The following is a 12957-nucleotide window of genomic DNA, read 5'->3' as shown; positions in this document are numbered from 1 at the left end:
CGGAACACGGCCAGCTGTCGATCGGCGATCGTCGCGAGCGCGTGGTCTCGGCCCTCCCGGCGCGGTACCCACAGGGTAAGCCCTCACCGGCGGCTCGGCAGGCCAGCCGGCGTCGGCGGCCCGGCGGTCACGCGCATGCCGTTCGCCTGGTACCCGGCGGAAGGGCCGAAAGCTGCCCGATCGGTGACCAGCGGCCCTTTCTCCGGCGGAGCCGGACCGGCGAGGCTCGGCAGTCCGACCGAAGGACGGAGCCGGGCCGTGGACGCGCGACTTTTGCTGCCGGAGGGTGACGCACTCACCCTCGGCGTAGAGGAGGAATTCGTCCTCGCGGACCCCGTGACCGGCGCGGTGGCGCTCGCGGCGCCCCGCATCCTGGAACTGCTCGACGGTGAATCCGCGGTGATGCCGGAGTTCCTGCGCTTCCAGATCGAAACCGCCACCGGCATCCACACCGGCCTCGACGAGCTCCGGACGGAGCTGCTCGGTTTGCGCGGCCTCGTGGCGGGCGCGGCCGCCGACGCCGGGTGCCTGCTGCTGGCGTCCGGCACACCGCCGTGCGGCGACCTACCGGGCCTGCCCGCTGTCACCGCCGAACCGCGGTACCGCGCGCTGGCCGGCCGATTCCCCGCTCTCCTCCCGGAAGCGGGCACGTGCGCCTGCCACGTGCACGTCGGTATCTCCTCCCCGGCGCTCGGCGTCCGGGTCCTGGCCGGGCTGCGTCCTTGGCTTGCCCCGCTCCTCGCGATCAGCGCGAACTCACCTTTCGCCCACGACGTGGACTCCGGGTGGGCCAGCGGGCGGTACCCGCTGTGGTCGCTCTGGCCGACCGCGAAGCCCCCGCGGGACTGGCCGGACGCGGCCGCCTACGCCGCGAGCGTCGACGACGTGGTTCGCCGTGGTGATGCGTTGGACGACCAAGGCGTCTACTTCTACGCCCGGCTCTCCCCGAACCACCCGACGGTCGAGGTCCGCATCGCGGACGTCGGGCTGACCGCCGAGGACGCCGTGCTGCAGGCGGGACTGGTCCGCGCCCTGGCCGTCACGATCCTCGCGGAGGCCCGGGCGGGCGTCGCACCGCGGCCCGTCCGGGCTCCGCTGGTGGCCGCGTCGCTCACCGCCGCGGCGCGTGCGGGTTACCCCGGCCTCGGCATCGACCCCTTCACCGGCGAATTCCTCTCGCAGGAGGTACTCACCGACCGGCTCCTGGAGTACGTCCGGCCGGCCCTGCGAGCCACCGGGGACCTTGCGGCAATCGACCGTCAGCTCGCCGTGGTGCGGGCGGGCCGAACCGGCGCAGCGCGCCAACGCGCGCTGTTCGCGGGAGCCGGCTCGCCGGCCGCGTTCGTGGCGGAGCTGGCAACGGTGACCCTCGCCGGGGCAGCCTGGCCCGGCTCGCCGCCGGTGCCCCGCCCCGCCGCCGTCCACGACGGCCGATCGGCGCCGGCGACCGGAGCGCGAACCGGAAACACCGCTTCTCCCGGGTGACCCATCCGGGGGATTCCCGGCCGGTGAACAGTGGACAACGCCTAGGCTGACCGGACCGCCCCGGACCCCGGCGTGCCCGCGGTTCCACGTAGCCCGTGGAACCACTCCCACGGCCGAGGAGCAGACGATGACCTCCGGGCAGCCGGACCCCAGCGCGACGGCGGGCCCCGGCTTGCCCTTCCCGCCTCGGCGGCAGATCGCGTTCAGCGTCGGCAACTGGCGCGTCACCTACGCCGGGACGGATCCACACTCGCCGCGGACCGGCACCCTGGTCGGGCCGCCCGAGTTGGGCCCAGGGGGAGGCCGTGTCCCGGTCATCGCCGACGGCGGGGACACGGCCGCGGTGCGCTGGCTGGACGTCCAGGACGTCATCGCCGTGACCGCACCGCCGGCCGGGGAACCACCGGCTTCGCGATGCCCTCCGACAGGTGAGAGCCGGCATCCGTGACACGGAACCGGCGCCCACCGCGGCCGGTTCCTCCTCAAGCCGGGCCGAGGATGCCGCTGGCGGTCAGGATCAGCACGGCGGAGCCGCTCGCGTCCGGCGCGGTGGCCGCTGCCAGCGCTCGCTCCGCCGCGGGGGCAGCGGCGTCGGGTGGCACCACCAGCAGGGTCAGCCGGCGGATGCGCGGTCCGATGACGACGATCGTATGCCGGTCCAGGCCGAAGAACCCCGCCAGCTCCACGAAACCGGATTCGAGCGCGAGCTTCCCGGGGGGCAGATCCCACATCGCCGGGTTGAAGCCGATCCGGTCCACCGGGCCCGAATCCACGGCGAGCGCGGTGACCAGGGCGCTGAATTCCGCCACCGGTTCTCGGGAGCGCGGCCACCAGGCGCCGTCGAAGCAGCCCTTGACCGCACCCGGCGTTTTCAGCCGCAGCCGCCGGTCGAGGGCCGGTGAGCCGACCACGGGACCCGCGGCGTCGTCCGGCGCAAAAGTCATGCCCGGCGCTCCTTCCGCGACGACGGCCGGACGAACCGGCCCGCGGGTTCCCCGAAGGCGTTCATGACGAGCCCTTCACTTCGCGACCCGCATCGCCGTGGTCACCGCGGCGTCCGATGCACCAGTGCACACGCATCCGCGGTGGAACCCGCCCGCCTGCGTCGCCGTGCAGAACCGGCGCGCGATCACATCGTGCGATTCCGGGGAATGGGGGCACACCGCGCAGGCGGTCGCGGCCGGATCGCCGATTTCCGCGGCGGCGGCGCCGGTTTCGAGATCGAGGGACGACATGCCGGATCTCCTTCTGCCGGTGCTGATCATCCGGGCGCGGGACCGATGAGCAGCCGGGACTCGCTCGAACTTCCGGCTTCGGACCCGGCTCCAGCGAACACGCCGAGGTCCGGGGCGATACCGCCACCTTACGCCCGTGCCGGCCTGACCACCGGCCGGAGAATCACTCGCCCGGGCGAACCCTCCCGGCGCTTCCCCGCCTAAACTGGATGACCGCGCCCCGGACCCCGGCGATCGATGACGTGCACCCCGAGTGCACCGTGAGCGAAGGCGGCGCCGGTGGACGACGAACAGACCGACCGGCCGTCGGTCGGGCACGCGTACCGCGACTGGCCCACCCGCCACGGCGGTGCCTACCCACCCGGCTGGCTCGTCCGCTACCGCAGCCGCGTGCGCCGGACCGGGTCGCCGTGCGCGGCCCCGGTGTGGTGCGAGAATTTCGGGACCGTCACCGGGCACAGCCTGCGCGACGAACACACCAGCACGACCTGGGTGCCCGTCCGCCCGCAGGGGGCTGCCGCCGATGCACCGGCCGGCCTGGTGCGAGCCACCGACATCCTCGACGCCCACCCACCGCGCTCCGGCGCTTGAGGCCGGAACCGGACCGTCGCCGGCGAGGGGCGAAGCCCCGTGGCGTGGCCGATCGAAGGAGACGGATGACCGCAACGGCAACGGTTTCCCGGGCTGCGCGGCCGGGCCGGTGGCCCGGTTGCGACGATCCCCGGGGCGCGGCGCACCGAGCCCGCTGAGGACGGTCACGAGCCGGCGTGCCCGTCCTGGTGCCGGATGGAGTCCCCGCCCTTGCGGTGATCCGTCCGGCCGTACATGCTCTCGAGCACGCTCTCGAGTTTGTGCACCGCACCCCGGCACGCCTCGCCGACCGAACCCGCGTGATGGCTGACGGCCACCGTCCGCCGCCCCGCCGGCCGGGCTTCGAGCACGCAGCACCGGTCCTTCCCGTCGTCGGCGGTTTCCTCGCTGAAGTGGGCGTCCAGCCGCGTGATGTGGTCGCTGAACCGCGACAGCCTGGTGGCGAGCTCCACCTCGAAGTGCCGGATCAGCGCCTCGTCGCCGTGCACGGCCTGGTCCGTGCCGATCTGGATCAGCATGCGTGGTTGTCCCCTTCGACGGCCGGCCCGGATGAGCGCGAAGTGGCGTTCCGGTAGCCACCACCTTGCTCGTCCGGGCCACGACTGCCCAGGGTCACACGTCATCTGCCGGGGGGCCGAAGGAACCTTTCGCCGCGCACGAGGTGTGGATGACCAAGGTTTCGCGGAGCCGGACGAGCCGCCGGCTCCTGACTGTCCTCAACAGACCTCAGGCGCGGCGTGCACGTCATCGGTCGCCGGGTCCGGGGCCCGGTCGTCCGGATCGGCAGGATGAGCGGTTCCCGCAGGCGAGTCGCTCTCCGGCCGGGTGGTCAGGCTGCGCACGCCCGAGCTGAAGACGGCGAGCAGCGGGACGGCCAGCAGGGCGCCGACGATCCCGGCGGTGACGAGCCCGACGGCGAGGGCGAGAACGACGGCCAAGGGGTGCAGCCGGACGGCCCGCCCGAGCAGCAGTGGTTGCAGGACATGGCTTTCCACCTGCATCACACCGACGACGACGGCGAGCACGATGACGGCCGTCCAGACGCCGTTGGCCACCAGGGCCACGAGGACGGCGATCCCGCCGGCGAGCACCGAGCCGATGACGGGGATGAACGCGCCGAGGAAGACGAGCGTGCTCAGCGGAGCCGCCAAGGGGACCCCGAGGATCACCAGGCCGAGGCCGATGCCGGCGGCGTCGACGAACGCGACGGCGGCTGTCCCGCGGACGTAGTGGGCCAGGGTGGTGAACCCGCTGCGCCCGGCGATGTCGACGCGCTCGCGCAGCCGGGTGGGTACGCCCCGGATGAGGAACGCCCAGATCGGGTTTCCCTGGGCGAGGAAGAAGATCAGGCAGAACACCGTGAGCAGGGCTTCGGCGAGCAGTTCCCCGACGGTGACCGCGGTGGTGAGGGCGCCCGAGGCGATCACGGACTTGTTCCGGCCGAGCATGGCGGTCAGATTGCCGAGCGCTTGGTCGAGCTGGCCCTGGCTGAGGTGCAGGGGGCCGGCGCGCAGCCAGGTGTGCAGGTCGGTCAGGCTCACGGTGACCTGGTCGATCAGCGCGGGCATGCCCACGGTGACGGTGATGACGACGAACGTCACGACCCCGCCGGCCAGCGCGATGCCCACGATCAGCACGATCGCGGTGGCCAGTGCGCGCGGGACCTTCCTGGCCGCGAGCCAGGTGACGGCGGGCGAGAACAGCCCGGCGAGCAGCAGCGCCACCGCGACCGGGACGACCACCGAGGCCAGCCGGGTGGCCACGAAGCCGAGGACGGTCAGGGCCGCCGCCACGACCAGCAGGCGCCACGAGACCGCGGCCGCGACGCGGAGCCCGTACGGCACCGGAGAGGCCCCGGGGCCGCTCTGCGGATCAGCGCGTGGTGCTGAGGGGGAATTCATGAAGAACCTGCTCCTGGCGATGACCGGGCACGAGACCGGTCGGGGTGAGAGCGGGGTCTGGGCGCTGTTTCCCGAGCATACCGCCGGCTGGATGCCCCCGCGGGCCGGTGAAGAACCACGGGAGCCGGACCGCGGTCAGCCGTTCGGGGCGTCGCCGAGGTAGGGCCGCAGCCGCTCGGCCAGCACCCGGCGGGACACGTCGGCGGCCGGTCCGGCCGACGCCTGGCCGGGGGGACGGCCGGCGGCGGTGTCGGCGACGAACCGGGCCACCGCGTCCGGGGCGGGGACGAGGTCGTCGCCGTGGTGCGCGAGGACGACCGCGGCCGCGCCGGGGTCGGTCTCCACCGCGAGGGACCACCCCCGGCGTTCGTTCCAGACCAGCATGACGTCGTGGCCGGGCCGGCCGGGCCACCGCCGCGGCAGCCCGAGGTAGGCCGTGGCGGTGTCGCTGATCTCCACCGTGGTGCCTTCGGCCGGGACACCGACCGCGGCCGCCACCGCCCGCACGTACTCGCCGAGGGCGCGCTCGAGCGTTCGGGCGTCGGGTTCGGGGTGTTCCATGACCGCCACGCTAGAGGGCCGCCGGCCGGCGTGCCGGATGGGCCCGGGCCGGTCGGCCTGCGAAAGGGCACCTGCACGGGAACGATTCCGGCGGCTCGTGCGTCGTAGATATTGGTTGCTCCGCTCATGCAGCGGGCAGGACGTTCCGGCAACCTCCACCATCCCCCGGTTTAGGCCGCCGTCAGCGGGCTACCCGGAATTTGTTCGCCCCGGACCCTGGCGGCCAGATACGTCACGGAAAAGAGCGATCGATATGACACAGACGCTGCAACGGCCACCCAACACCGCGGAGCCGATGCTCGCGGGCGAAAAGTCCCGCACCGAAACCTTCCTGGTCAAGCTGTTCGCGGTCGTGCCGCTGCTGGCGCTGGCCGCCGCGGTGCCGTTCGCGTGGGGCTGGGGCCTCGGCTGGACCGACGTCGCCCTGGCCATCGGGTTTTACTTCCTGACCGGCCTGGGAGTCACCATCGGCTTCCACCGCTACTTCACCCACGGCGCCTTCAAGGCGAACCGCGGCCTGCGGATCGCCCTCGCCGCCACCGGCAGCATGGCCATGCAGGGCCCGGTGATCGGCTGGGTCGCCGACCACCGCCGCCACCACGCCTTCGCCGACCGCGAGGGTGATCCGCATTCCCCGTGGCGTTACGGCACTTCGGCCGCCGCGCTCGCGAAGGGTTTCTGGCACGCTCACATGGGCTGGCTGTTCGACCGGGAGAAGACCAACGCGCAGCGGTTCGCCCCCGACCTGCTCGCCGACGGCGACATCGCCCGGATCGACCGCTGGTTCCCCGCGCTCACCGTCGTCACCCTGCTGGCCCCGGCCGTGATCGGCGGGCTGGTGACGATGTCCTGGTGGGGCGCGCTGACCGCGTTCTTCTGGGCGAGCCTCGTCCGGGTGGCCGTGCTGCACCACGTCACCTGGTCGGTGAACTCCCTGTGCCACCTGATCGGTGACCGGCCCTACGCCGCCCGCGACAAGTCCGCGAACTTCTGGCCGCTGGCCATCGCGTCCATGGGCGAGTCGTGGCACAACTCCCACCACGCCGACCCGACCGGCGCCCGCCACGGCGTCCGCCGCGGCCAGCTCGACATGTCCGCGCGCTTCATTTGGCTGTTCGAAAAGGTCGGCTGGGCCACCGATGTCCGCTGGCCCAAGCCGGAACGCCTGGCTCGCAAGCTCAACCCCGGCTACTCCGCGGCACCCCGCGGCTTCGGCAGGCTGGAGCGCGGTCTGCTCACCGAGACCCCGGACCGGAGCCGGTCGTGACCACCGTTGGTGACGAGGTCCGCCTGCAGCTGAAACCGGCCGCCGGCGGCGGGTACGTCGACGGCGCGTGGTGGCCGCGGTCCCGCGACGCCCGCGTCGAGTTCCCCGACGTCCTCGCGGCGGTGCGCGACCGGGTGGGCGAGGTCGAGCGGATCAGCTACCCGCTGGGCGACGGCTGGGAGATCGCCCACCGCAAGCTCGTGGTGGACGGCCGTGTCGTCCGGCTGGAAGGGTTCCACTCGATGCAGGCGCACACCGTCGCGCTCATCGGCACGCAGCGGCGCCTGATCCTGCTGGTGGTGGCGCCGGACACCGCGCGCGACGCCGCCACCACCGCCCTGCGGACGGCTGCTGACCCGGACACCACGGCCGGTGCCGAGGACATCCTCGCCGGGGCGGGGCATGCCGGCAGCGATCCCGCGCCGTCCTTGACCACGTGAAGCCATCAGGGCACCCGGCCGGGTACGCTCGGTGCACGCAGCCGCGGCAGCGGTGCTGATCCGGGCCCGGTGTCCGTGTTGGTGTGGCGATCACGAACACCGACCCGGAAGGAACCGGATGCCGGAACGCGGAGCTCGCCGGTGGTGGGTTCGCGGTGGCTGAGGTCGAGGACCTGCGCGCGAGCGTGCTGGCCGCGCTGGGCGAGGACGGGACCGGCAGCGGGGTCGACGTCGTGGGCCGGGTGTGCCGGGCGTGCGTGCGCCTGTTGCCGGTGGACGGCGCGGCGGTGTCGGTGGTGGCCGGCACCGGGCACCGCGAGATCGTCTACGCCAGTGACGCGGTGAGCACCGCGCTGGCGGAGCTGCAGTTTTCCCTCGGTGAAGGACCGTGTTTCGAGGCCCACGCCGCGGGTGGGCCGGTTCTGGTGCCCGATCTGGCCGCCGGGCCGCCGCCGGCGTGGCCGATTTTCGCCGCGGAGGCCGCGGCGCAGCCGGTGGCCGCGTTGTTCACGTTCCCGGTGCAGATCGGGGCGGTCCGGGTGGCGACCCTCGACACCTACCGCTCGACACCGGGCTCGCTCGACGCCACCGAGCTGTCGACGGCGTTGCAGGTCGCCGACATCGCCGCACTCGCCTTGTCGGGGCTGCGGGACGGCGGCGAGCGCTGGCTCGACGGTGACGGGCGCTGGATGGAGGGCGCGGGGATGCGGTTCCGGGAGGTGCACCAGGCCACCGGGATGCTGATCGCGCACCTGGACCTGCCCGCCTCGGCCGCGCTGGCCCGGCTGCGGGCCTACGCGTTCGGCCACGGGCGTTCCCTGCGGGACGTCGCGGCCGACATCGTCGCCGGGCGGCTGCGATTGGACGAGGAGTTCCGGTGAGGATCACCATGAAGGCAGCTGACGATTCAGGAGATGGTGGGCATGCCCGACCGTGAACGACAGGTGACGCGCGCGTTCGTCGCACTCGCTGACACGCTGGTCGACGACTACGACGTCGCGGACCTGCTGCACACCCTGGTGGTGCAGTGCGTGGAGCTGCTCGACGTCGCGGCGGCCGGGCTGACCCTGGCCGACGAGCGGGGCGGGCTGCAGGTGCTGGCGTCGTCCACCGAACAGGCACGGCTGCTGGAGCTGTTCCAGCTCGACATCGACGAGGGCCCGTGCGTCGAGTGCTTCACCACCAGCACACCGGTCCTGGTGGCCGACATCGCCGCACAGGCGGCACGGTGGCCGCGGTTCGCGGCCGAGGCGGCCAGGGACGGGTTCGCGTCGGTGCACGCCGTGCCGCTGCGGCTGCGCCGGCAGACGATCGGCGCGCTGAACCTCTTCGGGCACTCCCCGGGTGAGCTGTCGGCGGACGACGTGGCACTGGCCCAGGGGCTGGCCGACACCGCGACCATCGGCATCCTCCACGAACGAGCCTTCCGCCAGGGCGAGCTCCTCTCCGAGCAGCTGCAGACCGCGTTGAACAGCCGGGTGATCATCGAACAGGCCAAGGGCGTGCTCGCCGTCAGCGGGCAGCTGAGCATGGACGCGGCGTTCACGGCCTTGCGCGGCTACGCCCGGCGGAACAACCGCCGGCTCAGCGACGTGGCCCGCGCACTGGCCGACCGCACCCTCGCGCCCGCGGTCGTGCTGGCGCCGTCCACGGTGCGCCACTCGCGCTGAGAGTCCTTTATGGACTGTCGAGCAAAGGTGCCGAACGGTCCGCTGGTGGTGACCAACGGCCCTCCCGCCCGCGGTCGCGGTGCGGTCATGCTGGGAGACGGCCGACCGGCTTCCGACGGCAGGAGTGCCCCATGCGGTTCCGTGATCGCCGGGAGGCGGGCGAACGGCTGGCCCTCCGCCTGCGCCCGCTGCGCGGCGACCGGGCGGTGGTCCTCGGCCTGTCCGAGGGCGGGCTCGTCGTCGCCGCCGAGATCGCCGACGTCCTCGGGGCGCCGCTGGACATCCTGCTCACTGCCCGGATCGAGGCCGCCGGACCACCACCGGTGCTACTCGGTGCCGTCGGTGAGGGCGGCCTGGTCGTCTGGGACCACGGCGCCATCCGCCGGTTCGACATCTCGGCGGACGAGCTCACCCGGCTCGCCGATCAGGCGCGGGGCAGTCTGGCCCGGCAGGTCGCCGTCTACCGGCGCGACGTCGCGCCGGTGCCGATCGCGGGCCGGACGGTGGTGCTCGCCGACGACGGCGCCGCCACCGGCACGACCGCGCACACGGCGATCCGCGTCCTGCGAGCCCGCCAGGTGCGCCGGATCGTGCTGGCCGTCCCGGTCGCGCAGGCACCGGTTCTCGACCGGCTCGCCCGAGAGGTCGACCAGTTCGTCTGCCTGCACCCGCTGCCCTGGCTGCACGCGGTCCGCAACAGCTACCGGAAGTTCCCGGCGGTCGCCGACACCGACGCGCTCGAACTGCTGCACCGCGAACCCCGCCTGCCGACCGAGGTCCCGCGGTGACGTCCATAGTGGACTGACAGGTGGCCGGCGGCAGGCTCGACGGGGTCGCCGGGACCGGGGTGGTGATCGCGCCGGGAACGACGGCGGGCCTGCACCCCGGACGGGATCCGGGTACACCTGCACGCCCGCCTCGACGCCCCGCCGCCCGGATCCGGCGGCGAAGCGACGGAGGACGGCTACGCGCCGGCAGGTCCCGCTTGGGCGGGGAGCCGGCCGCCTTCGACCTCCCAGCGCTGCACCGCTGTGTCCTCGTCAAGGGCGGCGAGCAGCGTGTCGACGGTGTCGTCATTGCCCCGGCGCGCCGCGGTCAGCAGCGCGTGGCGCGCGAGGTCCGGATCGGCGTCCGGCGGGATCACCAGCAGCGTCAGCCGGTGCCGCGGGCCGATCACGGTCAGGGTGGCGGCGTGCGGCGACCGGAAGCCTTCGAGCCGGACGTCGCCGTGCTCGTCGCCGGAACGCAGCCGGCGTGGGGTGGGCGGCCAGGCCGCGAGGTGGTAGGTGACCCGTTCGATCCGGTCCAGCCGGGCGGTCAGTGCCGGGAGCAGCGACGGCAGTTCGGCGGTCAGGTCCAGGGAGCGGGGCCACCAGGCGCCGTCGACCCAGCCGGTGGTGGGTGCTTCCGGCTTGAGCCGCAGTCGCGGCGCGTGGTGGCGGAGTTCTTCGGCCGCCTGGGCGACGCGCATGGCGTGGGTGGTGTGCGGGACCGACTTCATGCCGGTGCTCCCGTCCCCGGCCGGAGGACACCGGCCGGACTTGAGGCCGAGAACGACGCGGGCTTGATCGCCAGCGTGCGAAATGCTCTCGGACAATGTCCATTCTACTCCGGGGAAGGGGCGTTTCGTTCCGCGGCAGCGGGCTGTTCGCACTGCAGTCCCGGCCGGAACGGAATGCCCAGCGCCGCGAAAACGCCGAGCATTTTCGCGTTCTCCGCGCCGGTGTCGGCGACGAGCATCCGCACGCCTTCGTGTTCGGCCGAGACGACGAGCTGTTCGAGCAGCAGGGCCGCCACGCCGAGCGTCGGGCCGTGGCCGTCGACCACCAGCGCGACCGCCGCTTCGGCCGGGTCGGCCAGGATGTCGTAGCGGGCGACACCGGCCAGCCGGGAGTGCACGAAGCAGCCCACGGCGGTGTGCCCGACGCCGGAGCTGTGGGACAGCTGCGTCGAGAGCTCGGCCAGCCCGGCCACGCCGAGACCGAAGAACCGCACGTGCCGATCGCGCCCGGAAAGCCGGGCCCGCAGCGCGAGGACCGCGGCGGCATCCCCGGCTTCCAGCTTGCGCACCCAGGCGGCTTCGCCGTCCGGGAGCAGGACTTGTACCGGCGGGGTGGCGGTGGTCATGATGTCTCCTCACGGATCCGGTGCGCGGCCCGGGTCCACAGTGCTCTGTCCTTTTCGCACAGAACACTGCGGAGTCCCGGGGGCCGGCGGCGGTCAGCGCTCGTCGGCCCTGGTGCCGTTCACGGCCGCGGACGGCGGCACGATCGCGGCGGTGGCGGCCGGTTTCGGCTGGGCCGCGGCGGCGCTCTCGCGGGCCAGGAACGAGCCGAGTTCGCCGATGGTGCTCATCAGCGGGGCGGGGAACACGACGGTGGTGTTCTTGTCCACGCCGATCTCCACCAGGCTCTGCAGATTGCGCAGCTGCAGCGCGAGCGGGTGCGCCATCATCGTGTCCGAGGCGTCGCCGAGTGCGGCGGCGGCGAGGGATTCGCCTTCGGCACTGATGATCTTGGCGCGCTTTTCGCGTTCCGCTTCGGCCTGCCGGGCCATCGCCCGTTTCATCGTGTCGGGCAGCTGGATGTCCTTCAGCTCCACCAAAGTCACTTCCACGCCCCAGTCGAGCGTGGTGCCGTCCAGGATCCGGCGGATGTCGAGATTGATGCTGTCGGTTTCCGACAGGGTTTCGTCCAGCGTGTGCTGCCCGACGACCTTCCGCAGCGTCGTCTGAGCGATCTGGTCGATCGCGGCGTAGACGTTCTCGATCGCGACGACCGACTTCACCGCGTCCCGCACCCGGAAGTAGGCGACCGCGGACACGTCCACGCTCACGTTGTCACGGGTGATGATGCCCTGGGACTGGATCGGCATCGTGATGATCCGCAACGGCACCCGGCGCAGGACGTCGACGACCGGGATGATCAGCCGCAACCCCGGCTCGCGCACGCCCACCACCCGGCCGAGCCGGAACAGGACCCCCTGTTCGTACTGCTTGACGATCCGCACCGCGGACGCCAGGAGAAGCAGCAACGCGGCGGCGATGACGATGATCACGAAAACGTTCATGGTGCTCCAGAGGTCGCGGCTCGTGCCGGGGCGGAGGCTCAGCCGGTGAGCTGCACCTGGTTGTCGACCGCGGTCACGCCGGGGGCGAACCACGCGGTCTGCTCGGCCGACCGGCGTTCGGCCGGGGTGGGGACGGCGCCGGTCAGGGTGACCTGGCCGTCGTCGACGGCGACCTCGACGTCTTGGGCGGACCCGGGCGCGTGCCGGGCCAGCGCCGCGAGGATCTGTGCTTTGGTCTCGGCCGCGGTGGCTCCCGGCGCGGGCCGCAGCGTGATCAGGTTCCGCACGCCGCTGACCCCGGGGAGCGCGGCCACGGCCCGGCGGGCGGCTTCGCGCTCGTGGTGCCAGTCCACTGACCCGCGCAGGGTGATCACCTGGTCGCGCACGTCGACCTGCACCGAGTTCTTGGGCACGAGAACCGTGCGGCGGTCGAACACGGCCATGGCTTCGCGGGCGAGGTCCACGTCGGCCGGAATCGCGTGGCCGTGCCGGACGAGGATCCGGTCCACGGTCGTGGTCACGCCGTGCACCCGGGTCGCGGCGCGCAGGGCCGCTTCCTTCTCGGGATACGTGCCGACGTGCCCGGCCAGCGTCGCGGCACCGCCATCGACGCTCACGGCGATTGCTTCGGCGTTGACACTGGGAGTCCAGGCGAGTTCGTCGGTGACGGCCGTCTTGAGGTGGTGGTCGGGCCGGTGCTGGATCTGTGTCATTCCTCCAGGGTGGTCCGCCCGCGCC

At 72.9% G+C, this 12957-nt stretch carries 17 protein-coding genes; 8 read left to right on the top strand and 9 right to left on the bottom strand.

The window, feature by feature from the left end; translation table 11 throughout:
- The first annotated feature begins 258 nt into the window (after positions 1 to 258).
- Entirely contained in the window at positions 259 to 1485 is a 1227-nt protein-coding gene (locus I4Q55_RS48000; RefSeq protein WP_206797670.1) for a YbdK family carboxylate-amine ligase, read from the top strand.
- A 127-nt stretch (positions 1486 to 1612) separates the two neighbouring features.
- Complete coding sequence (locus tag I4Q55_RS47995) at positions 1613 to 1933, top strand: hypothetical protein (protein ID WP_091315869.1); 321 nt, start codon at positions 1613 to 1615, stop codon at positions 1931 to 1933.
- A gap of 34 nt (positions 1934 to 1967) precedes the next feature.
- On the opposite strand, the gene I4Q55_RS47990 is transcribed toward I4Q55_RS47995, so the two are convergent.
- Complete coding sequence (locus I4Q55_RS47990) at positions 1968 to 2429, bottom strand: DUF5994 family protein (RefSeq protein ID WP_091315871.1); 462 nt, start codon at positions 2427 to 2429, stop codon at positions 1968 to 1970.
- A 75-nt stretch (positions 2430 to 2504) separates the two neighbouring features.
- Positions 2505 to 2720, bottom strand: coding sequence for an RGCVC family protein (locus tag I4Q55_RS47985; RefSeq protein ID WP_206797669.1), 216 nt, complete (start codon positions 2718 to 2720; stop codon positions 2505 to 2507).
- A gap of 279 nt (positions 2721 to 2999) precedes the next feature.
- On the opposite strand from I4Q55_RS47985, the gene I4Q55_RS47980 reads away from it, so the two are divergent.
- Positions 3000 to 3311 carry a hypothetical protein gene (locus I4Q55_RS47980; RefSeq protein ID WP_206797667.1) on the top strand — a complete coding sequence of 104 codons (312 nt, stop codon included), beginning with the start codon at positions 3000 to 3002 and terminating at the stop codon, positions 3309 to 3311.
- A gap of 164 nt (positions 3312 to 3475) precedes the next feature.
- On the opposite strand, the gene I4Q55_RS47975 is transcribed toward I4Q55_RS47980, so the two are convergent.
- The 3 genes from I4Q55_RS47975 to I4Q55_RS47965 all read right to left on the bottom strand — a co-directional run bounded on the left by I4Q55_RS47975 (position 3476) and on the right by I4Q55_RS47965 (position 5773).
- Positions 3476 to 3829, bottom strand: coding sequence for an HPF/RaiA family ribosome-associated protein (locus I4Q55_RS47975; RefSeq protein ID WP_206797665.1), 354 nt, complete (start codon positions 3827 to 3829; stop codon positions 3476 to 3478).
- 198 nt (positions 3830 to 4027) lie between these two features.
- Entirely contained in the window at positions 4028 to 5212 is a 1185-nt protein-coding gene (locus I4Q55_RS47970) for an AI-2E family transporter (protein WP_091315885.1), read from the bottom strand.
- Positions 5213 to 5347: 135 nt separating this feature from the next.
- Positions 5348 to 5773 (bottom strand): DUF6292 family protein, encoded by a 426-nt coding sequence (locus tag I4Q55_RS47965; protein WP_091315888.1) that lies wholly within the window; start codon positions 5771 to 5773, stop codon positions 5348 to 5350.
- Positions 5774 to 6026: 253 nt separating this feature from the next.
- On the opposite strand from I4Q55_RS47965, the gene I4Q55_RS47960 reads away from it, so the two are divergent.
- The 5 genes from I4Q55_RS47960 to I4Q55_RS47940 all read left to right on the top strand — a co-directional run bounded on the left by I4Q55_RS47960 (position 6027) and on the right by I4Q55_RS47940 (position 9938).
- The gene (locus I4Q55_RS47960) at positions 6027 to 7040 is read left to right on the top strand and encodes an acyl-CoA desaturase (RefSeq protein ID WP_206797663.1); all 1014 of its coding nucleotides are present in this window, start codon (positions 6027 to 6029) and stop codon (positions 7038 to 7040) included.
- A complete protein-coding gene (locus I4Q55_RS47955) occupies positions 7037 to 7480 on the top strand; it encodes a DUF5994 family protein (RefSeq protein WP_206797661.1) in 444 nt (147 codons plus the stop codon). Before I4Q55_RS47960 ends, I4Q55_RS47955 begins: the two co-directional genes overlap by 4 nt.
- A gap of 155 nt (positions 7481 to 7635) precedes the next feature.
- Entirely contained in the window at positions 7636 to 8361 is a 726-nt protein-coding gene (locus I4Q55_RS47950; RefSeq protein ID WP_206797659.1) for a GAF domain-containing protein, read from the top strand.
- Between the two features lie 42 nt (positions 8362 to 8403).
- On the top strand, positions 8404 to 9150 hold the full coding sequence (locus tag I4Q55_RS47945) for a GAF and ANTAR domain-containing protein (RefSeq protein ID WP_206797657.1): 747 nt from the start codon (positions 8404 to 8406) through the stop codon (positions 9148 to 9150).
- Positions 9151 to 9281: 131 nt separating this feature from the next.
- Positions 9282 to 9938 carry a phosphoribosyltransferase gene (locus I4Q55_RS47940; RefSeq protein WP_091315894.1) on the top strand — a complete coding sequence of 219 codons (657 nt, stop codon included), beginning with the start codon at positions 9282 to 9284 and terminating at the stop codon, positions 9936 to 9938.
- 176 nt (positions 9939 to 10114) lie between these two features.
- Here the strand turns inward: I4Q55_RS47940 and I4Q55_RS47935 are convergent, their stop codons facing one another.
- The 4 genes from I4Q55_RS47935 to I4Q55_RS47920 form a co-directional block, all read right to left on the bottom strand.
- Positions 10115 to 10651, bottom strand: coding sequence for a DUF5994 family protein (locus I4Q55_RS47935; RefSeq protein WP_242548052.1), 537 nt, complete (start codon positions 10649 to 10651; stop codon positions 10115 to 10117).
- 104 nt (positions 10652 to 10755) lie between these two features.
- Positions 10756 to 11277: a GNAT family N-acetyltransferase gene (locus I4Q55_RS47930; protein WP_206797655.1), complete on the bottom strand. Its 522-nt coding sequence runs from the start codon at positions 11275 to 11277 to the stop codon at positions 10756 to 10758.
- Between the two features lie 93 nt (positions 11278 to 11370).
- Positions 11371 to 12219, bottom strand: coding sequence for a slipin family protein (locus tag I4Q55_RS47925; RefSeq protein WP_206797653.1), 849 nt, complete (start codon positions 12217 to 12219; stop codon positions 11371 to 11373).
- A 38-nt stretch (positions 12220 to 12257) separates the two neighbouring features.
- Complete coding sequence (locus I4Q55_RS47920) at positions 12258 to 12932, bottom strand: BON domain-containing protein (RefSeq protein WP_206797650.1); 675 nt, start codon at positions 12930 to 12932, stop codon at positions 12258 to 12260.
- Positions 12933 to 12957: the final 25 nt, after the last annotated feature.

It is taken from the genome of Amycolatopsis sp. MtRt-6 (assembly GCF_017308975.1).
In the GTDB taxonomy this organism is placed as follows: Bacteria; Actinomycetota; Actinomycetes; order Mycobacteriales; family Pseudonocardiaceae; genus Amycolatopsis.
This window is presented reverse-complemented; position numbering and strand designations above follow the sequence as displayed.

Excerpts from the sequence above, each read along its gene's own strand:
- I4Q55_RS47995 (WP_091315869.1), top strand. The coding sequence starts at position 1,613 with ATGACCTCCGGGCAGCCGGACCCCAGCGCGACGGCGGGCCCCGGCTTG.
- I4Q55_RS47990 (WP_091315871.1), bottom strand. The coding sequence starts at position 2,429 with ATGACTTTTGCGCCGGACGACGCCGCGGGTCCCGTGGTCGGCTCACCG.
- I4Q55_RS47985 (WP_206797669.1), bottom strand. The coding sequence starts at position 2,720 with ATGTCGTCCCTCGATCTCGAAACCGGCGCCGCCGCCGCGGAAATCGGC.
- I4Q55_RS47975 (WP_206797665.1), bottom strand. The coding sequence starts at position 3,829 with ATGCTGATCCAGATCGGCACGGACCAGGCCGTGCACGGCGACGAGGCG.
- I4Q55_RS47970 (WP_091315885.1), bottom strand. The coding sequence starts at position 5,212 with ATGAATTCCCCCTCAGCACCACGCGCTGATCCGCAGAGCGGCCCCGGG.
- I4Q55_RS47965 (WP_091315888.1), bottom strand. The coding sequence starts at position 5,773 with ATGGAACACCCCGAACCCGACGCCCGAACGCTCGAGCGCGCCCTCGGC.
- I4Q55_RS47960 (WP_206797663.1), top strand. The coding sequence starts at position 6,027 with ATGACACAGACGCTGCAACGGCCACCCAACACCGCGGAGCCGATGCTC.
- I4Q55_RS47945 (WP_206797657.1), top strand. The coding sequence starts at position 8,404 with ATGCCCGACCGTGAACGACAGGTGACGCGCGCGTTCGTCGCACTCGCT.
- I4Q55_RS47940 (WP_091315894.1), top strand. The coding sequence starts at position 9,282 with ATGCGGTTCCGTGATCGCCGGGAGGCGGGCGAACGGCTGGCCCTCCGC.
- I4Q55_RS47935 (WP_242548052.1), bottom strand. The coding sequence starts at position 10,651 with ATGAAGTCGGTCCCGCACACCACCCACGCCATGCGCGTCGCCCAGGCG.
- I4Q55_RS47930 (WP_206797655.1), bottom strand. The coding sequence starts at position 11,277 with ATGACCACCGCCACCCCGCCGGTACAAGTCCTGCTCCCGGACGGCGAA.
- I4Q55_RS47925 (WP_206797653.1), bottom strand. The coding sequence starts at position 12,219 with ATGAACGTTTTCGTGATCATCGTCATCGCCGCCGCGTTGCTGCTTCTC.
- I4Q55_RS47920 (WP_206797650.1), bottom strand. The coding sequence starts at position 12,932 with ATGACACAGATCCAGCACCGGCCCGACCACCACCTCAAGACGGCCGTC.